This is a genomic window from Lacisediminihabitans sp., from assembly GCF_036569425.1.
Lineage (GTDB): Bacteria > Actinomycetota > Actinomycetes > Actinomycetales > Microbacteriaceae > Lacisediminihabitans.
Map to the genome: position 1 here is coordinate 53,869 of NZ_DATCQQ010000040.1, position 18,906 is coordinate 72,774.

The following is an 18,906-nucleotide window of genomic DNA, read 5'->3' on the forward strand; positions in this document are numbered from 1 at the left end:
CCGAGCGCCGCACCCACTCACCCAAGGGGACCCTTTCGATGACAGCCCTCGCCCATCGCGTCGTGCGCCAGCGCGGCTTCCTCGTGGCGCTGGCCGCCGCGGCGCTCGTGCTCGCCGTGCTGGTGGTGCAGAGCCTCCTGACCTTCTTCGTGGCGCAGCTGGGGTATTCCGGCGGCGGGTCCCTGCGCGACCTCCCGTGGTGGTCGGTCTACGGTCGGCAGGTCGTAACGGTCTCCGTGCCGTTCAGCGTCGGAGTGCTGCTCGGCTTCTGGTTCATCGCGCCCGTCGCCGCCGAGCTGAGGCTCGCCCACGTGATCACGAGGAGCCTGCTCGCCGCCCTGGCGGGGGCGGTCCTGGTGTTCCTCACCACGACCGTCGTGGAGGCCGTGGCGACGGTTCAGGGGCTCATGGACCAGGGCGCCCTCTCGCGGCTCGGCGCCGAGACGATGCGCACCCTCGGCGTCGGCCTCGCCTTGGCTGCGCAGGAGTTCGTCTCGGCGACGCCCCTCGTGATTCTCGCGGGCATCCTGCTGTGGAATTGGGTCGAACGCCACCCCTCCAGGCACCCCATCGCGGGAATCGTGGACACGGCCTGACGGCTGCCCGGAGCCCGTTTGACCGACGGACCAGAAATCGAGTATTGTTGACCCTTGGTGTGCGCTGGGCTAAGCCCGCGAAATGTCAGCACGCCATGACTTCCCTGGATACTTCCAGTCGAATACGGACTTACCAGTCAAATAGTGAGGGTTACCAAGTGGTTTACGCAGTTGTGCGCGCCGGTGGTCGGCAGGAAAAGGTTGAGGTCGGCACGATTGTCGTGCTCGATCGCATCAAGGCCGACAAGAACGGCAACGTCGAGTTGGCACCAGTGCTGCTCGTCGATGGCGACAAGATCACGCACGACGCTGCGGCGCTTGCGAAGGTCACCGTGACCGCCGAGGTAGTCGGCGACTTGCGTGGACCGAAGATCGTCATCCAGAAGTTCAAGAACAAGACCGGGTACAAGAAGCGCCAGGGCCACCGCCAGGAGCTCACCCGCATCAAGATCACCAGCATCAAGTAATCCTCGACAGACACGTACCCAGGGGCTGAATAGTTAAATGGCACACAAAAAGGGCGCAAGCTCCACTCGTAACGGTCGCGACTCCAACGCACAGCGCCTCGGCGTGAAGCGCTTCGGCGGCCAGGTCGTCAACGCGGGCGAGATCATCGTCCGCCAGCGCGGCACCCACTTCCACCCCGGCGTGAACGTCGGACGTGGCGGCGACGACACGCTGTTCGCCCTCGCGGCGGGCTCGGTCGAGTTCGGCGCGAAGGGTGGCCGCAAGGTCATCAACATCGTGGCGGCTGCCCAGTAGTTTTCCGCTCGGTCCCGAAACGGTCGTTCGTCGGCCGTCCGGGCCGGCATGTTGTTCAACGGGTGCGGGCGAGCTTCGGCTCGCTCTCACCTTTTAAGCGGTCGCTCGGTCGACCAAGAAGGGATGCGTTGTGGCTACCTTCGTTGACCAGGTAACGCTTCATCTCAGCGCGGGCAACGGCGGCGACGGCTGCGTCTCCGTGAAGCGCGAGAAGTTCAAGCCCCTCGCCGGCCCCGACGGCGGCAACGGCGGCGACGGCGGCGACATCGTGCTCGTGAGCGACGCGGGCGTCACCACCCTGCTCGGCTTCCACCGCGCACCCCATCGCAAGTCCGACAAGGGCGGCCAGGGCATGGGCGACAACCGCAACGGCTCGGATGGCGCGGAGATCGAGTTGCTCGTGCCGCTCGGCACCGTGGTCAAGGACGCCGAGGGCAACGAGCTCATCGACTTCACCGAACCCGGCATGCGCTATGTTGCCGCGCAGGGCGGCCAGGGTGGCCTCGGCAATGCGGCCCTCGCCTCCACCAAGCGCAAGGCGCCCGGATTCGCCCTCCTCGGCATCCCCGGCTGGGAGGGTGACGTCTACCTCGAGCTCAAGGTCGTGGCGGATGTCGCGCTCGTCGGATACCCGTCGGCCGGCAAGTCGAGTCTCGTGGCCGCGATCTCCGCGGCGAAGCCCAAGATCGCCGACTACCCGTTCACGACCCTGCACCCGAACCTCGGCGTCGTGGAGTCCGGCGACTCCCGTTTCACCGTCGCGGATGTTCCCGGCCTCATCGAGGGCGCCAGCGAAGGTAAGGGGCTCGGCCTCGAGTTCCTGCGCCACGTCGAGCGCTGCTCCGCCCTGCTGCACGTGCTCGACTGCGCGACCCTCGAGCCTGGGCGCGACCCGCTCACCGACCTCGATGTGATCCTCGGCGAACTCGCCGCCTACCCCGTGCCCGACGGCCAGGTGCCGCTGCTCGAACGTCCGCAGCTCATCGCCCTCAACAAGGTGGACGTGCCGGAGGGCCGCGAGCTCGCCGAGCTCGTGCGCCCGGAACTCGAGGCACGCGGCTACCGCGTGTTCGAGATCTCCGCGGTGAGCCGCGAGGGCCTTCGCGAACTCTCGTTCGCTCTCGGCGAGCTCGTGGAGGCCGACCGCGCCAAGCGCGCGGCCCAGCCGGTGAAGCCGCGCATCGTGCTGCGTCCGAGGGCCGCCGGAGACGCCGGCTTCACCGTCAAGGTGGAGGGCGGATCGGCTGGCAACGTCTACCGTGTCGTCGGCGGCAAGCCAGAGCGCTGGGTGGCGCAGACCGACTTCAACAACGAGGAGGCCATCGGCTTCCTCGCCGACCGCCTCGCCAAGTCCGGGGTGGAGAACGAGCTGTTCAAGTCCGGTGCCGTCGCCGGATCGACCGTGATAATCGGCCCGGTCACCTTCGACTGGGAGCCGACGCTCACCTCGACCGCCGAGCTGCTCACCGCCCCCCGCGGCACCGACCCGCGCCTCGTGCAGAGCGAGCGGCCCACCTCCAAGACCCGGCGCCAGGAGTACCTGGACCGCATGGACGGCAAGGCCGAGGCCCGCGCGGAGCTCATCCGCGAGCGCGAGGCGGGCATGTGGAACGACGACGAAGGCTTTGCCATCGACCGCGATGCGGTCCAGGAGAAGACCGGCGCAGAGGCTGGAACCCCGTCGTCGGATGACTAGCCTCTTCCGGTCCGAGGTAGTCGGCGCGAAACGGGTCGTCGTGAAGGTGGGCTCGTCGTCGATCAGTGGCGCGAACGTCGGCCAGATCGGGCCACTTGTCGACGCCCTCGCGGCGGCGCACGCGCGCGGCTGCGAGGTGATCCTCGTCTCATCCGGGGCCATCGCCACCGGCATGCCGTACCTCAGGCTCGATGCCCGGCCCACCGACCTGGCTACGCAGCAGGCGGCCGCCGCCGTCGGGCAGAACGTGCTCATCTACCGCTACCAGGAGAGCCTCGACCGCTTCGACATCGTTGCGGCCCAGGTGTTGCTGACCGCGGGGGACCTCGAGAACCCCACCCACCGCAGCAACGCGCAGCGTGCCATGGAGCGCCTGCTCGGCCTGCACATCCTGCCGATCGTGAACGAGAACGACACCGTGGCGACGCACGAGATCCGATTTGGCGACAACGACCGGCTCGCCGCCCTCGTGTCGCAGCTCGTGCGCGCCGACCTCCTCGTATTGCTGTCCGACGTCGACGCGCTGTACACCCGGCCGCCGCACGAGCCGGGCGCGCGCCGCATCGACACCGTCCCGTACTCCGACGACCTCGCGGGGGTGGAGTTCGGCGACATCGGCTCCGCCGGCGTGGGCACCGGGGGAGCGGGCACCAAGGTCGCCGCCGCCAAGCTCGCCGCGTCGGCCGGCACCCCGGTGCTGCTCGCCTCGACCAGGGACGTGCACGCCGCCCTCGACGGCGCGCTGCTCGGCACCTGGTTCGAGGCCGCGCCCCTCGCCTAGTAGTCGCTGGCCCGCGTTCCTGCGCGGCTGACACGCGTTTCTCCGGAGGTTTCGCGTGTTGCGGGATGCTGTGGCCCGTGTTTACGGGCACCGTGCGGACAGAATCGGCCCGAGATCCACAAACCTCCGGAGAAACGCGGGCTGGAGCCGCGCAGCAGCGCGCTTGCGACTTCTCGCCCGACCTTCCGGCAAGACGTGCCGGCACGGCCCATTGACACGCGTTTCTCCGGAGGCTGGCCGCGTTGCCGGATGCCATGGCCCGTGTTTACGGGCACGGTGCGTCCAGAATCGGCCCGAGATCCACAAACCTCCGGAGAAACGCGGGTTGGGAGTAACGCGGGTGGGAGAAACGCGGGTGGGAGTAACGCGGGTGGGGATCGGCGCCGGCCGGAGTACCGTGGAGCGGGCGCCCCGCGCGCATCGCAAAGTAAACTTGCGGCATGTCTGAAACCGTTGTCGCCACGCGTACCTTCACCGAGAAGCTGGAGGCGGCCCGGGACGCCTCGATAACCCTCGCCACGTCCAACGCCGCCCTGAAGAATGCCGCCCTCGAGGCGATCGCGCTGGCCGTCGTGGACAACGCCGACCGCATCATCCCGGCCAACGAGCTCGACCTGGCGAACGGGCGGGAGAACGGTCTAAGCGTGGGCCTGCAGGACCGCCTCCGCCTCGACGAGAAGCGACTCGCGTCCCTTGCCGAGGCCGTGCGGCTCGTGGCCACCCTCGTCGATCCGGTCGGCGAATCCGTGCGGGGCAAGACCCTGCCGAACGGCCTGCACCTCAGCCAGGTGCGCGTGCCGTTCGGCGTGATCGGCGTGATCTATGAGGCCAGGCCCAACGTCACGATCGACATCGCGGCCCTCGCCCTCAAGAGCGGCAACGCGGCGGTGCTGCGCGGCGGAAGCGCCGCCGAGAACACCAACCGGGTGCTCGTCGCCCTCATCCAGGAGGCCATGGCGAGTGTCGGACTGCCCCGGGATGCGGTGCAGACCATCGACGAGTTTGGCCGGGACGGCGCGCGGCAGCTCATGCAGGCGCGCGGCCTGGTCGACGTGCTGATCCCGCGCGGCAGCGCCGACCTCATCAACACGGTCGTCAACGAGTCCAAGGTTCCGGTGATCGAGACCGGGGCCGGCGTGGTGCACGTCTTCCTCGACGAGTCGGCGGACGAGTCGTGGGCCGTCGACATCGTGCAGAACTCGAAGGTGCAGCGGCCGAGCGTGTGCAACGCTCTCGAGACGCTGCTCGTGCACGAGGGTTCGGCCGCCCGACTGCTGCCTGCCGTTCTCGGCGAGTTGCGGGCATCCGGCGTCACGATCCACGCCGACGAGCGCACGCGGGCGATCTTCGCGGATGCCGTGCCGGCCACCGAAGACGACTGGACGACCGAATACATGTCGCTCGACCTCTCGGTGCGGGTGGTCGACGGGCTGGACCAGGCGATTGAGCACATCCGTCGCTACTCGACCCACCACACCGAGTCGATCATCACGAACGACCTCGGCAACGCCGAACGGTTCCTCGCCGAGGTGGATTCGGCCGTCGTCATGGTGAACGCGTCGACCCGTTTCACCGACGGTGGTGAGTTCGGCTTCGGCGCCGAGGTGGGCATCTCCACCCAGAAGCTGCACGCGCGCGGGCCGATGGGGCTCAGCGAGCTCACGAGCACCAAGTGGATCGTGCGCGGCTCGGGCCAGGTGCGGCCGTAGCGCGGCAGAACGCCCGCGCGCGCCTTGGGCTCGCGCCCAGCCGCCGATTGCTAGGCTGCTCTAGTTGGGACCGAACGAAGATGGGTGGATGGCGTTGCTAAGCACGATTGTTCTGGCGGCCGCAGAGGCCAAGATTGAGTTGTTCTTTCCGGCGTGGGTCTTCCCGCTGATCGCCGTTGTCGTCTTCGCCGCGCTCGCGTTCGTCGTCTACAGCTTCCGCGACGTCGCCAACCGTCACAGTCACAAGGTCGATGGTTCGGCCACCGCCCACGGAACCGACCACCACTAGCTTCAATCGTGGTCGAAACTGCGCAGCGGCGCTCCAAAATCGGCGTCATGGGTGGCACGTTCGACCCGATTCACCACGGCCACCTCGTGGCCGCGAGCGAGGTCGCGCAGTCCTTCGGCCTCGATGAGGTCGTCTTCGTGCCCACGGGGCAGCCGTACCAGAAGCCCGGCGCCACCTCGAGCGAGCACCGCTACCTGATGACCGTGATCGCCACCGCCTCGAACCCGCGGTTCACGGTCAGCCGGGTGGACATCGACCGCGAGGGTCCAACGTTCACCATCGACACGCTGCGCGACCTGCACGCCCAGCACCCGGATGCCGAGCTGTACTTCATCTCCGGCGCCGACGCGATCGCCCAGATCTTCGACTGGAAAGACGTGCGGGAACTGTGGTCGCTCGCCCACTTTGTGGCCGTGACACGACCCGGCCACCAGCTCTCCATTTCCGGTTTGCCGGAGTCGGACGTAAGCTTGCTGGAAGTTCCCGCGCTGGCGATCTCCTCCACTGATTGTCGCAGCCGGGTAAGCCGGGGTTTCCCGGTGTGGTATTTGGTCCCCGATGGTGTTGTTCAATACATCTCCAAACATCACTTGTATCGGAGTCTTACATGACAGCCTGGCACGATGAGCCGCCTACTAGCAGGCGACAGGTTCGGCAAAACGAGCGCGCAGACGCGGCCGACACGCAGTTGAGCCTTGCCCAAATGCCCGAAGAACAGCCCCCGGTTGGGGCCTTTCCGAGGGAAGGGTGGGACGCGGATGCCCGTCGCCCCGCACCGCAAGACGACGCGTCGACGACCTCCGATCCTTCGTCGACGCCTCCCGTAGCCGGACGCCGCTCGCAGGAAACCGGCCACGAGCCCGTTCCCCCGGCCCACGACGACTACCCCACTCCGGCACGCCCCCAGGTGCCGAGCTACGACGGACCATCGTTCCGCAGCCGCTCGATCTCTGCGGTCCCCGATTCCCCGGCAGCCGCATCCGCCGTTCCCGGCTCGGAGGGCGACGCTGCAGGCGTCAAGGGCGACACGCCCGCCGACCAGACCCCGCCGTCGAGCTACCGAGTACGTGACTTCAGCCCGGACGGGCGCCGCTCGTCCTTCCCCGCGGCGTCGTCGTGGTCGCCGCCGGTCGCTCCGGGAGCAACGCCGGTCGAGCTCGACTATCACACCCAGGGTGCGTTGCCGTCGTCCCTCGCGTCGTCGCCGCCGCCCGCGGCGGCCCCGGCCCCGCGCCCAGACGCAGCCCCCGAGCGCACCATAACCCGACGCGAGATGCGCGCCCTCGAGCAGAGTGGAGCGCTCCGTCCGGTGGAGGACGCGCCGTCGCGGGAGCAGAGCGAGGCGCCCCGCCTGCGCGAACGCATCCGCAACACCGCCCCCGAGGGCATCGACCCGATCAAGGCGCAGCCCATCGCGCCCCCGGTCGGTGTCGCACCGCCGGTCAGCGCCGCACCCGCCGCCCCGGTGACCGAGCCGCCAACCCTGATCGAGCCGCCCCAGCAGCCCACGGTGTACGTCGCCTCACCGAGCGTCGCCGAGCAGCCCAGCCCGCACCTCGAGGCGCCAGCCGACGATCATGTCGTCGAGGCCACCATCGAGCCGGAGTCGTCGGCAGCGCCCACCTGGTTCGACTCAATCGCCGACGAGCAGGCCGCGGATGACGCCCCGGGCGTCGCGCACGCCGCGCCGCCCGAAGCGGCGGCCCCGACCGACGCACCGCGGTCGTTCGCCGACTCGCCCGCGAGCTTCAAGTTCGAGGAACTTCTCTTCAACGCCCCGGCGGCCGACGTGCCTGAGCCGTTCGTTGCCCAGCTTGAGCCCGAGCCGCTGCTCGAGGCGCCCGAACCTTCCGCGCAAGTCGAACCGACGCCCGCGCCGGCCGCCTGGCTTGCCGCCTTCCCGCCGACGAATGCGCCGGAAATCGTGGTGCCCCAGTACGCGGCTCCCGCTCCGGCCGCCCAGCCGCCCGTTGTGCAGGCTACGGCGGCGCAGCAGCCGACGCCCGAGGCCGCGCCGGCCGAGGTCGACGACGCCACCTCGTATTCGCCGCCCGTCGGCCACTGGTCGACCCAGGCGTCGATCGACGATGACGAGCAGGTGCAGGAGAACACGTTCAGCCGCAATGTCGGCGCGACGAGCGGTGCGATCACCACGAGCGCCCTCGTTCTGCCGTCCATTCCCACGGCCGACGACATCCTGAGCCCGTTGGGGAGCACCGGCGAGATTCTCATCACCGGTTCGATCAACCTCCCGAGCAGCATGGGCACCACGGGAGTTCACCCCGCGCGCTACGACCACTCGGACGTGGACGCCCTGCTCGAGGCCGACGACCGCGAAGACTCCGACCACCAGGACTCCGCTCCCGTGCGCGCCATTCGCGCCGTGAGCACCCATACCTCGTCCGGCGCGGTGATCAGCGCGAAGAAGCCCAAGGGCGACAGCCGCCTGCCCATCGTGCTCGCCGTCTCGGCCGCCGTCATGGCCGTCGGCGTCGTCGTTCTGTTCGTGGTCGGAATGATCTTCAAGATCTTCTAGACCCGTGACATCCACTTCTTGCCTCCACCCATCCGATAGGACCCTGTGACTGCGACCGACCATGCCCGCGAACTGCTCCAGATTGCCGCCGCGGCCGCCGACTCCAAGCAGGCGGAAGACCTCGTAGCACTCGACGTGTCCGGCCCGCTCCCGCTGACCGACATCTTCCTGCTCGCCACCGGTCGCAACGAGCGCAACGTGATCGCCATCGCGAGCGAGATCGAAGACAAGCTCATCGAGCACGGGGCGAAGCCGTTGCGCCGCGAGGGTCGCGCAGAGGGCCGCTGGATCCTGCTCGACTTCGGCGATCTCGTTGTGCACGTCTTCCACGAGGAAGACCGCATGTACTACTCGCTCGAGCGCCTCTGGAAAGACTGCCCGGCCATCCCGATCACGGTTCCGGTACGCGAGAGCGCCGAGTAACCCGCACAGCGATCGACCGTGACGGACGGCCCGCTCGAGCTTCCGTCGTGGCGGTGTGCCCCGGATGACCGGACGCGCGCCCTCGCGGCGATCGACTCGTGGGCAAGCAGCACCGCCCTCGGCGAACTCGTTGCGGCCTTCGGCGGGTCGACCGCGGCGCTGCAGAGTGACCGACTGCAGAGTGACCGCCTGCTGGGCGGCCGACTGCAGGGCGACCGCCTGCTGGACTACCTCGAGACCTTCTCGGCCGACCACTGGGACTTTCGGGCGGGTCGGGAACGGAACCTCGCGGAGAAGGTCACCCTGACCCCGGAGCAGGACGCGCTGATCCTCTCCCGGGCGCGGGCTCTCGGCCTCGCCGGGCGGGAGCAACCATCCCTGCCGCGCTACGACACCGTGCTCATGACCGGCGGCATGATCCGGGCCGGCATCGTGAAACCCAGGTTCGTGGCCGAGTTGCTTGAGCGGGGGCTCGAGGCCCGGCGGGTGGTGTTCCTCGGCGGCTTCCGTGCCTTCGTGGGCGACGAACTCGAACTCGCGACGGCGCTCGGGCTGCGGGTGGGCGACGAGTTCGCCGCCATGGTGGCGGGCATGGAACTCGCCTTCGGGCCGCTGGGCGAGCCGGAGGTGGCGGAGCGGATGACGGACAATCCCAACCTGTCCTGGCGCGAATACTCGTGGTCGACCCCCAGTGCGCGGCTGAGCGTGATCGCGGCTCCATCGGCGGATCCGACACGGCGGGCGAACTCCGTGGACACCTACCGCTTCTGGGCGCGCGAACGGCGGGGGGCATCTGAACGGTCGGTGCTTCTCGTCACCACCCCGGTCTACGTGCCGTATCAGGGCACCGCCGCGGTGGAGATACTGGGGCTCGAGCACGGCCTCGCGGTGGAGACCGTGGGGGTGAGCGCCTCGGCGAACGACCTCGGCGAGTACAGCCAGCCGTTTCTGCCCCGGCACCACCTGCAGGAGTTGCGCGCGGCCGTCGGGGCGATGCGGTCGTTGCGCAGGAGGCTGCTCGCCGAAGAGCGCTAGTCCGACGGTTTGCCCCTCGAATTGCCGCCGTCTCGTGTCGCGGCGGCCACGCGGCTTTTGTCGCCGGCGATCTGTAGTAATCTGGACAAGTTGTCTGGCTCACCAACTCAGTTGGAGGGTGGGGCGGCTTGGGTCCATGGCGCAGCCCGGTAGCGCACCTGCATGGCATGCAGGGGGTCAGGGGTTCGAATCCCCTTGGATCCACATCTGCCCCCGTGATCATTGCGATCACGGGGGCTTTCCCGTTCCCGGGCCACGAGACTCATGGTGTGGCGTCGCAAGTACCCTGTGGAGGGTGCTGGTCTGGGGACGGCCGTGAGGCCGTTCAGACGCCCCCGGCCCGCCCGAAGAGGAACAGGATGATGGACCTGGCCGGCGCCTCGGTGGCCGGCCCGCGTCCGACGCTCCAGCCGTCGTCGGCGGCCGTGAGGGTGCGCCCGCGCACGATCGCCCTCGTGACGGCCGGACCGCCCGCCGCACGGGCAATCGCGACGGCGCCCGTCTCCACGGGGGAAAACGACGGGTCGAGGCCGAGCGGCACGGCAAGGTCGTAGCCGTGCACCACGACCTCGGTGAGCTCGTGTACGGACTTGCGTCCGTGACCAGCCGCATACGCCACGGCCGACTCGCGCAGGCGCCGCACGAGTTCGGCGGGCTCGGCGGTGGCGGTCTCGCGACTGATCGCGTCGATGATTCGGGTGGGGGAGAGCGTACCCGGGCGCACTGCCCGCAGGCTGCCCAGCACGAGGTCGCGGGTGGAACCGGCGACGCGCCAGACGAGGTGGCCGGCGACATCCCGAACGCTCCAGCCCTCGCACAGGCTCGGCGTGGCCCACTGCTCGGGGGTCAGCCCGTCGAGCAGGTCGGCGATGCGCCCCAGCCCCGCGGCGATGTGGGGCCGCCAGTCGCCCGTGACGGCGCTCTCGTCGTCGCCCGACCGGTGGCTGAGCGGAAGATACCGCGCGATGTCCGGCATGTCTGCCTCCCGCCTCCCACGCTACGCCCCGTCGATAGGATGGGGGAAATGACCGACACCCGCTCCCTGCCCCTGTGGGCCGGTCGCAGCATGGCTCTGGTCGGCATCGTACTCGTGGCGCTCAACCTGCGCACCGCCGTCGCCGCGATCTCGCCGATTGCCGCGCAGATCGGCGCCGACGTGCCGCTCGGCGCCGTCGCCCTCGGCATCATCGGCATGGTCCCGCCCATCACCTTCGCCCTCTCCGGGATCTTCGGCGCCTACGCGGCGCGCAAGGTCGGGCTCGAGCGCCTCCTGGCGATGGCGATCGTGTCGATGATCGCGGGACATCTGCTGCGCGCGGCAGCCACGTCGTACCCGGTGCTGCTCGTCGGCAGCGTTCTGGCCCTCGCCGGGGCCGGAGTCGGCAACGTGCTGCTGCCCCCGATCGTCAAGCGCTACTTTCCAGACCGGATCGGTCTCGTCACTTCGCTGTACGTCACGGTGATGTCCCTCGGCGCCTCGATTCCCGCCCTCGTCTCCGCGCCGATCGCCGACAGCGGCGGCTGGCGGCTCTCGCTCGCGGTCTGGTCGGTGCTGGCGCTCGGGAGCCTCGTGCCGTGGATCGTGGTGATCGTGCAGCACCGGCGGGAGAAAGCCGCGCTCGAGAAGGCGGTCGAGCCGCCGCACGAGAGGCTGACCGGCAGCATCTGGCGGTCGCCGACGGCGTGGACGATGGCCGTGGTGTTCGGCCTGCCCAGCTTCCACGCCTACGCGGTGTTCGCCTGGCTGCCGCAACTTCTCGTCGACTCGGCCGGCGTCAGTCGCATCAATGCCGGAGCCCTGCTCGCGCTCTTCGGCATCATGGGGCTGCCGGCCGCTCTCATCGTGCCGGTGCTCGTTATCCGCCTGCACAATGTGAGGTGGCTCATGCTCTCGGGTCTCGCGGCCTTCGTGCTCGGTTACCTGGGTCTGCTTCTCGCGCCGTCGACTCTTACGTGGCTCTGGGTGGCGCTCGTCGGAGCCGGTCCGCTGCTCTTTCCAGCCAGCCTCACGCTCATCAACCTGCGCAGCCGCACCCACGAGGGGTCGGTGGCCCTGAGCGGGTTCGTGCAGGGCATCGGCTACTCGATCGGCGCGCTCGGACCGCTGCTTGTGGGAATCCTGCACTCGGCGACCGGCTCGTGGACGGCCCCGCTCATCCTGCTGCTCGTCACGGTTCTGGCCTGCGCAGTTCCCGCCGTGCTGGTGGGGCGCCGCACCTTTGTCGAAGACGAGGTCCTGCCCCGCTGAACGCCCGGCTCCCGACTCGACCGGCGCTCAGCCGACGACGTTGGCGCGGTGGATGAGGGCGGCCGCGCCGATGAGTGGCCCGTCGCTCGACAGGCCGGTGGGAACCACCTTGACCTTGGTCACGAACGTGAACTGCCAGCGCGTGGCGATGGCGGTGCGGATGTGGTCGAACAGGTCGGGCGTGACGAGCGAGAAGCCGCCGCCGATCGCCACGAGCTCCAGGTCGACCAGAGCAGTCGCAGAGGCGATCGCCTGCCCGATCGCGCGACCGGAGCGCTCGACGGCTGCACGTGCGATGGGGTCGCCCGCGCGGTAGCTCGCGCCGAGTTCCTCGCCCGTCGAGCCGGTCCACCCCTGGCGGCGCGCCCACGCGACGGTCTTGGGGCCGGACGCGATCGCCTCGACGCAGCCGATCCCGCCGCACAGGCACGGGTCGTCGAAGCCGGCGACCTCGACGTGGCCGATGTGACCCGCGTTGCCAGTGGGACCGGAGACCGTGTTGCCGTGCAGCACGAGCCCCCCGCCGATCCCGGTCGACACGATCATTCCCATGACGTTGTCGTAGCCGCGCCCGGCGCCGACCCAGTGCTCGGCGAGGGCGATGCAGATGCCGTCCATGCGCAGGGTGACCGGCATGCTCGGGAGTGCGGCGACCACGAGATCCCGCAGCGGATACTCCCGCCAGGCCTCGAGGTTGAGCGGGGAGACCCGCCCATCGACCTCGTTCACCGGGCCGGCCGACCCGACGCCGGCGCCGAGCAGGGTCGCCCCGGACGGCAGCGCGGTGAGCACGCCCCGGAGCACCTCGTTCACGGAGTCGGCGAGCTCGTCCGCGCTGCGCTCGGGACCGGTCGGCGCGCGAAAGCGGCTCCCCGCCAGCACGTCGCCGGACGGGTCGACGAGCGCTGCCTCGACCTTCGTGCCGCCGAGGTCGACGGCGACGGCGAATTCGAGACTCATCGGGTGACCCCCGTGGCCAGCACCACGAGCAGCGTGAAGCAGGCGAACATCGTCGCGATCCCGACCACCGGCCAATAGAACGAGAGCCGCCCGCGCACCCGGAACACCACGAACAGCGCCGTTCCGGCGAACCACGAGAGCACGGAGAGAACGACGAGCAGGGAGCCGAACGGCCGGAACGAGCCGCTCTGCGCGATGAGGTATGCCGCGAAGGAGGCGCTGATGAGCGTGATGGCGACGGAGGCCACGAGGTCGACCACGCCGAGTCCCTGGCGCGCCGCGGCCGGCCGGTCGAAATCTCTTCGTCGGATGGCCGTGGCGTCCGCGGGCGGTGCGCTCTCGAGCTTCGTCGTCATCATGGGATCAGCCTATTGGCCATGACGGGACCGGCCGTGACGGGACCGGCCGTGACGGGACCCAAGCCGCGCTGGCGTAAAGTCGTCCCCGTGCACACGGTCACCCTGCGATTCGAGCGAGACCTGGAATGGTCGCCGACGATCGTGTGGGATGCGCTCGTGGACCCGGTGCTCGTGGGGGGCTGGCTCGGCGACGCCCAGATCGACGGGCGCGTCGGCGGGCGGTACGACCTGTCGGGGGAGGACGCCCAGGGAGTCACGCGCATCCCAGCAGTCACGGGCTTTCGGGGCGTGATCACCGGGTTCGACGCGCCGACCGAACTGGCCGTCTCCACCGACGATCGGGGCGACCTGCGGTTCTCGCTCCGCGAGGTGGCAGGTGGGCCACGAGGCACGAGTACGGCCATGAGCCTCGCCGTCACCCTCGAGATCGAGCCACCGTTCGCCGTGGGGATCGGCGAGCGGTGGGAGACCCGCCTCGACCAGCTGCACGAGTTGCTTCGCGGGCATCCCGCGCGTCTTGCTCATTTGAGCAGACTCCCCACATCTGTTGATCCGGGCACGCGGCGCGCGTAGGCTCGACGCATGGCTGCCCGCGGTGCGACGATGAGCGACGAACTGCTCTCGGTGCGCGCGGCCGAGCTCTACTACGACGACGTGAAGACCCAGGACGAGATCGGTGCCCTGCTCGGCATCACCCGCTGGAAGGTGGGCCGGCTGCTCGCCCAGGCCCGCGAGAGCGGGATCATCCGCATCGAGATCGTGCATCCGCGGGCCAGGCGGCTCTCGCTCGAGCACGAGCTGATGGCGCGCTTCGGGCTGCGGGATGCCGTGGTGGTGCCGGTGCCGTCCGACGGGTCGACCCTCCAGGCCCGCGTCGCGGAGGCCGCGGCCGACTACCTGCAGGCCCTCCGCCCGGTGCCGCGCACGCTCGGCGTGAGCTGGGGGCGCACCCTCGACGAGATCGCCGAACGGCTGCCGAACGGCTGGTCGCGCGGGGTCGACGTGGTGCAGATCAACGGCGGCGTGAGCCTCAACACGCGTTCGAGCACGGCGGCGGCCACCGCCGTCACGATCGCCCGCAAGGGCGGCGGCCAGGCGACCCTGCTGCCGATCCCCGCCATCCTCGAACGCCGGGAGACGAGGCTGGCGATCGAGGCGGACCGCGCGGTGGCCGGCGTTCTCGAGCTCGCCGCCGAGGCATCCGCCTACCTGTACAGCGCTGGCGTGGCCGACGAGAGCTCCGTGCTCGTCGACAGCGGCTACCTGAGCCCCGACGACGTCGCCGAGCTCGTGCGCAAGGGGGCCGTGGGCGACGTGGTCGGCCGATACATCGACGCGAACGGCGCGATCGTCGACCCCGATCTCGACGAGCGCACCGTCGGCCTGGGGCTCGACGCCCTACGCACGGCGGCCACGAGCATCGCGGTGGTTTCCGGCCGCGCCAAACACCAGGTCGCGCGAGCGATCGTCGGCAGCGCACTGTGCACGGTCTTCGTGACCGATGAGCAGACTGCCGCGGCACTATTGGAGGAGAAGAAATCATGACTCTCGACATCGCGGTGGCCCTGGCCCCGGCCGAGCGGGCGACCCGGCTCATCGGGGGCGACCTCACCGAGAAGAGCCTTCGGCTGCACCTCGAGGGACTGCCGGCAGTGGATGCTGTGGGCCTCGAGGCGCGCGCCGCCGACCTCGGCACCCGTTCGATCAAGACCACCTCGAAGGCCTGGGCCCTCGACACGATCATCGAGCTCATCGACCTCACGACGCTCGAGGGGGCGGACACCCCGGGCAAGGTGCAGTCCCTGGTCGCGAAGGCGATGATCCCCGACCCGTCCGACCTGTCGACGCCAAGGGTCGCTGCGGTGTGCGTCTACGGTGACATGGTGCCGTATGCGGTCGAGGCGCTCGGCTCCTCGGGCGGCGAGGCGGGCATCCATGTCGCCGCGGTCGCCACCGCGTTCCCGAGCGGCCGCGCCTCCCTGCCGGTGAAGATCGCCGACACCCGGGATGCCGTGCTCGCCGGCGCGGACGAGATCGACATGGTCATCGACCGCGGGGCGTTCCTGTCCGGCCGCTATGGCCTCGTCTTCGACCAGATCGTGGCGGTGAAGGAGGCGTGCCGGCGCGACGACGGCAGCTATGCGCACCTCAAGGTGATCCTCGAGACGGGGGAGCTCACCACCTACGACAACGTGCGCCGGGCGTCCTGGCTCGCGATCCTCGCCGGGGGCGACTTCATCAAGACCTCCACCGGCAAGGTGGCGCCGGCCGCCACCCTGCCGGTGACCCTGCTCATGCTCCAGGTGGTGAACGACTGGTACCGCCTTACCGGGGGCGCGTCTGGTGGGCAGAGAATCGGCGTGAAGCCGGCCGGCGGCATCCGCACCTCCAAGGACGCGATCAAATACCTGGTCACCGTCGCCGAGACCGTGGGGGAGGAGTGGCTGCAGCCGCACCTCTTCCGCTTCGGCGCGTCGAGCCTGCTCAACGACGTGTTGCTTCAGCGCCAGAAACTCCATACCGGCCACTACAGCGGCCCCGACTACGTAACGGTGGACTGACCACAATGCCTGAATCCAACACCCGTTTCCTGGACTACGCCCCGGCTCCCGAGTCGACGGCGATCCTCAACCTCCGGGAGTCCTACGGACTCTTCATCGACGGCGAGTTTACCGCCGGCCACGGGGAGACGTTCCAGACCATCTCGCCGGCCACGGAGAAGAAGATCGCCGACATCGCCTCCGCGGACGCCCAGGACGTGGATGCCGCGGTCGCCGCCGCGCGTCGTGCATACGACCGCACCTGGTCGAAGCTCTCCGGCGCGGACCGCGGCAAGTACCTCTTCCGCATCGCCAGGCTCGTGCAGGAGCGAGCTCGCGAGCTCGCCGTCGCGGAGAGCCTCGACAACGGCAAGCCGATCAAGGAGACCAGGGACGTCGACATCCCGCTCGTTGCCGCGTGGTTCTTCTACTACGCGGGCTGGGCGGACAAGCTCGACTACGCGGGCCTCGGGCCCAACCCGCGGTCGCTCGGTGTCGCCGCGCAGGTGATCCCGTGGAACTTCCCGCTACTCATGCTCGCGTGGAAGATCGCCCCGGCGCTCGCCGCGGGCAACACCGTCGTGATCAAGCCGGCCGAGACGACGCCGCTCACCGCGCTGCTCTTTGCGGAGATCCTGCAACAGGCCGACCTGCCGGCCGGAGTCGTGAACATCATCACGGGAGCCGGCGACACCGGGGCGCTGCTGGTCAACCACCCCGACGTGAACAAGGTCGCCTTCACAGGCTCGACGGCCGTCGGCCGTGCGATCGCCCGCTCGACGGCAGGCAGCGGCAAGAAGCTCACCCTCGAGCTCGGCGGCAAGGCGGCCAATATCGTCTTCGACGACGCGCCGATCGACCAGGCCATCGAGGGCATCGTCAACGGCATTTTCTTCAACCAGGGCCACGTCTGCTGCGCAGGTTCTCGCCTGCTCGTGCAGGAGAACGTGCACGACGAGGTGGTCGACCGGCTCAAGCAGCGGCTGACCACGCTCCGGCTCGGCGACCCGCTCGACAAGAACACCGACATCGGCGCGATCAATTCGCGCGAACAGCTTGACCGCATCCGCGAACTGTCGAATGTGGGGGACGAGGAGGGGGCCACCCGCTGGACCGCCCCGTGCGAGATTCCGGCGAAGGGGTTCTGGTTCGCCCCGACGATCTTCACCGGAGTGTCGACGAGCCACCGGATCGCGCGTGAGGAGGTCTTCGGGCCGGTGCTGAGCGTGCTGACCTTCCGCACTCCGGTCGAGGCGATCGCCAAGGCCAACAACACCCCGTACGGCCTCTCTGCCGGCATCTGGAGTTCCAACGGCAGCCGCGTGCTCGCGGTGGCCGACAAGCTCCGTGCGGGCGTCGTGTGGGCCAACACGTTCAACCAGTTCGACCCGTCGAGCCCCTTCGGCGGCTACAAGGAATCCGGCTACGGCCGCGAGGGCGGCCGCCACGGACTCGCCGCGTATCTCACAAGCGCGGCCCTCGAGTCCGCCGGCTGGGGCAGCCAGACCACGATCGCCAAGGGAGCCACCAAATGAGCCGAATCGCCGTCGCCAAGACCTACAAGCTCTACATCGGGGGCACGTTCCCGCGCAGCGAATCAGGGCGCGTCTACGAGGTCTCGACGGCGAAGGGCGCGTTCCTCGCCAACGCCGCCAAGGCGTCCCGCAAGGACGCGCGGGATGCCGTGGTCGCGGCCCGCGCCGCGGCCCCCGGCTGGTCGGGCGCCTCCGGATACAACCGCGGCCAGGTGCTCTACCGCATCGCCGAACTGCTCGAGGGACGTCGCGCCCAGTTCGTGCAGGAGATCAGCCAGGGCGAGGGCGTTTCCTCCGCTGTCGCCGAGAGGCAGGTGGATGCCGCGATCGACGTGTGGGTCTGGTACGCGGGCTGGGCGGACAAGTACGTGCAGGTCGCCGGCAACGGCAACCCGGTGAGCGGGCCGTACTTCAACATCTCAACGCCGGAGCCGACCGGGGTGGTGGCGATTGTCGCTCCGCAGGAGTCGAGCCTGCTCGGCCTGGTCAGCGTCGTTGCCCCGGCGCTCGTGAGCGGAAACACCGTGGTGGTGGTCGCGAGCGAGGCGGCGCCACTCAGCGCCATCAGCCTCGCCGAGGTGCTCGCGACGAGCGACGTGCCCGGCGGTGTCGTCAATGTGTTGACGGGTTCGGCGGCCGAGATCGCCCCGTGGCTCGCGAGCCACGCCGACGTCAACGCGATCGACCTCGCCGGGGCCGGTGACCTCGCCGGCGACCAGACCTGGGTCGACCTGCAGATCGCCGCGGCCGAGACGCTCAAGCGCGTGCTTCCGCCCGAGGTCGGCGTTCCTGCCCCGTCGGTGGAACGAGTGACCTTCTTCACCGAGACCAAGACGGTCTGGCACACGAAGGGGCTCATCTAACCCGCCGGCGGCGGAGACCGGGCGGGGACGTTCTAGGCTTGGCGAATGCGGCCACCGACAATCAGCACCGGAGCACGCGGCCTCGCGGCCGTCCTGCTCACGGCGACGCTCGCCCTCGTGGGTGTCGGCGCGGTCGGTGTGCAGTCCGCATCGGCGAGCGAGGCCGACACCATCGGGTCCCTCGTGAACGAGGCCCGCGCGGCCAACGGACAGGCCGGCCTGCTGCGTAACGCCGCGATGGATGCGGTGGCCCTGAAGTGGGCCCAGCAGATGGCGGCCTCTAACAGCATGGTCCACAATCCGAGCTACAGCGCGCAGATCCCGGCCGGGTGGACGCGGGCCGGCGAGAACATCGCGATGGGCCAGCCGACACCGACCGCGATGCACACCGCGTGGATGAACTCGCCGGGCCACCGGGCAAACATCCTCGGCGACTTCACGGACATCGGCATCGCCTTCATCACCGTGAATGGCGTGACCTGGGGCGTCGAGGACTTCGGCAAGTATCCGGGGCACGTCGGCCAGCCGGCGCCGCCCGCGCCGGCGCCAGCCCCCGCGCCGCCCGCTGCGGCTC

General features: G+C 69.5%; 21 protein-coding genes and 1 tRNA gene. 19 read left to right on the plus strand and 3 right to left on the minus strand.

What is annotated here, in order from left to right; translation table 11 throughout:
• Positions 1-38: 38 nt before the first annotated feature.
• The 12 genes from VIM54_RS07735 to VIM54_RS07790 all read left to right on the plus strand — a co-directional run bounded on the left by VIM54_RS07735 (position 39) and on the right by VIM54_RS07790 (position 10,031).
• Complete coding sequence (locus VIM54_RS07735; protein WP_331900271.1) at positions 39-596, plus strand: hypothetical protein; 558 nt, start codon at positions 39-41, stop codon at positions 594-596.
• A 158-nt stretch (positions 597-754) separates the two neighbouring features.
• Positions 755-1,063, plus strand: coding sequence for a 50S ribosomal protein L21 (rplU, locus tag VIM54_RS07740; RefSeq protein ID WP_147783014.1), 309 nt, complete (start codon positions 755-757; stop codon positions 1,061-1,063).
• A 37-nt stretch (positions 1,064-1,100) separates the two neighbouring features.
• Positions 1,101-1,358, plus strand: a complete 258-nt coding sequence (gene rpmA / locus VIM54_RS07745; RefSeq protein ID WP_331900273.1) for a 50S ribosomal protein L27 — start codon at positions 1,101-1,103, stop codon at positions 1,356-1,358.
• Positions 1,359-1,488: 130 nt separating this feature from the next.
• Complete coding sequence (obgE, locus tag VIM54_RS07750; protein WP_331900274.1) at positions 1,489-3,054, plus strand: GTPase ObgE; 1,566 nt, start codon at positions 1,489-1,491, stop codon at positions 3,052-3,054.
• Positions 3,047-3,835 (plus strand): glutamate 5-kinase, encoded by a 789-nt coding sequence (proB, locus tag VIM54_RS07755; RefSeq protein ID WP_331900276.1) that lies wholly within the window; start codon positions 3,047-3,049, stop codon positions 3,833-3,835. Before obgE ends, proB begins: the two co-directional genes overlap by 8 nt.
• A 440-nt stretch (positions 3,836-4,275) precedes the next feature.
• The gene (locus tag VIM54_RS07760) at positions 4,276-5,544 is read left to right on the plus strand and encodes a glutamate-5-semialdehyde dehydrogenase (RefSeq protein WP_331900278.1); all 1,269 of its coding nucleotides are present in this window, start codon (positions 4,276-4,278) and stop codon (positions 5,542-5,544) included.
• A gap of 88 nt (positions 5,545-5,632) precedes the next feature.
• Positions 5,633-5,833 carry a hypothetical protein gene (locus VIM54_RS07765; RefSeq protein ID WP_331900279.1) on the plus strand — a complete coding sequence of 67 codons (201 nt, stop codon included), beginning with the start codon at positions 5,633-5,635 and terminating at the stop codon, positions 5,831-5,833.
• 8 nt (positions 5,834-5,841) lie between these two features.
• A complete protein-coding gene (gene nadD, locus VIM54_RS07770) occupies positions 5,842-6,444 on the plus strand; it encodes a nicotinate-nucleotide adenylyltransferase (protein WP_331900280.1) in 603 nt (200 codons plus the stop codon).
• A 92-nt stretch (positions 6,445-6,536) separates the two neighbouring features.
• Positions 6,537-8,369: a hypothetical protein gene (locus VIM54_RS07775; RefSeq protein WP_331900282.1), complete on the plus strand. Its 1,833-nt coding sequence runs from the start codon at positions 6,537-6,539 to the stop codon at positions 8,367-8,369.
• A 45-nt stretch (positions 8,370-8,414) separates the two neighbouring features.
• The gene (gene rsfS, locus VIM54_RS07780; protein WP_331900284.1) at positions 8,415-8,792 is read left to right on the plus strand and encodes a ribosome silencing factor; all 378 of its coding nucleotides are present in this window, start codon (positions 8,415-8,417) and stop codon (positions 8,790-8,792) included.
• An 18-nt stretch (positions 8,793-8,810) separates the two neighbouring features.
• On the plus strand, positions 8,811-9,827 hold the full coding sequence (locus VIM54_RS07785) for a hypothetical protein (protein WP_331900286.1): 1,017 nt from the start codon (positions 8,811-8,813) through the stop codon (positions 9,825-9,827).
• Positions 9,828-9,957: 130 nt separating this feature from the next.
• Positions 9,958-10,031 (plus strand) — tRNA-Ala (locus tag VIM54_RS07790).
• Positions 10,032-10,152: 121 nt separating this feature from the next.
• Here the strand turns inward: VIM54_RS07790 and VIM54_RS07795 are convergent.
• Positions 10,153-10,803 carry a maleylpyruvate isomerase family mycothiol-dependent enzyme gene (locus VIM54_RS07795; RefSeq protein WP_331900288.1) on the minus strand — a complete coding sequence of 217 codons (651 nt, stop codon included), beginning with the start codon at positions 10,801-10,803 and terminating at the stop codon, positions 10,153-10,155.
• 48 nt (positions 10,804-10,851) lie between these two features.
• On the opposite strand from VIM54_RS07795, the gene VIM54_RS07800 reads away from it, so the two are divergent.
• On the plus strand, positions 10,852-12,075 hold the full coding sequence (locus tag VIM54_RS07800) for an MFS transporter (protein WP_331900289.1): 1,224 nt from the start codon (positions 10,852-10,854) through the stop codon (positions 12,073-12,075).
• 27 nt (positions 12,076-12,102) lie between these two features.
• Here the strand turns inward: VIM54_RS07800 and VIM54_RS07805 are convergent, their stop codons facing one another.
• Together VIM54_RS07805 and VIM54_RS07810 are read right to left on the minus strand one after the other, a co-directional pair.
• Positions 12,103-13,035, minus strand: coding sequence for an ROK family protein (locus VIM54_RS07805; protein ID WP_331900291.1), 933 nt, complete (start codon positions 13,033-13,035; stop codon positions 12,103-12,105).
• Positions 13,032-13,394 (minus strand): hypothetical protein, encoded by a 363-nt coding sequence (locus VIM54_RS07810; protein ID WP_331900292.1) that lies wholly within the window; start codon positions 13,392-13,394, stop codon positions 13,032-13,034. Before VIM54_RS07810 ends, VIM54_RS07805 begins: the two co-directional genes overlap by 4 nt.
• An 18-nt stretch (positions 13,395-13,412) precedes the next feature.
• Here VIM54_RS07810 and VIM54_RS07815 point away from each other — a divergent pair, with 18 nt between their 5' ends.
• The 6 genes from VIM54_RS07815 to VIM54_RS07840 all read left to right on the plus strand — a co-directional run.
• A complete protein-coding gene (locus VIM54_RS07815) occupies positions 13,413-13,967 on the plus strand; it encodes an SRPBCC domain-containing protein (protein WP_331900293.1) in 555 nt (184 codons plus the stop codon).
• Between the two features lie 9 nt (positions 13,968-13,976).
• Positions 13,977-14,939: a sugar-binding transcriptional regulator gene (locus tag VIM54_RS07820; protein ID WP_331900294.1), complete on the plus strand. Its 963-nt coding sequence runs from the start codon at positions 13,977-13,979 to the stop codon at positions 14,937-14,939.
• Complete coding sequence (deoC, locus tag VIM54_RS07825; protein WP_331900295.1) at positions 14,936-15,955, plus strand: deoxyribose-phosphate aldolase; 1,020 nt, start codon at positions 14,936-14,938, stop codon at positions 15,953-15,955. The genes VIM54_RS07820 and deoC overlap by 4 nt, the downstream gene beginning before the upstream one ends.
• A gap of 5 nt (positions 15,956-15,960) precedes the next feature.
• Positions 15,961-17,469, plus strand: coding sequence for an aldehyde dehydrogenase family protein (locus VIM54_RS07830; RefSeq protein WP_331900296.1), 1,509 nt, complete (start codon positions 15,961-15,963; stop codon positions 17,467-17,469).
• Positions 17,466-18,332, plus strand: coding sequence for an aldehyde dehydrogenase family protein (locus VIM54_RS07835; protein ID WP_331900297.1), 867 nt, complete (start codon positions 17,466-17,468; stop codon positions 18,330-18,332). Before VIM54_RS07830 ends, VIM54_RS07835 begins: the two co-directional genes overlap by 4 nt.
• Before the next feature lie 45 nt (positions 18,333-18,377).
• The coding region (locus VIM54_RS07840) for a CAP domain-containing protein (protein WP_331900299.1) at positions 18,378-18,906 on the plus strand (529 nt) is incomplete at its 3' end.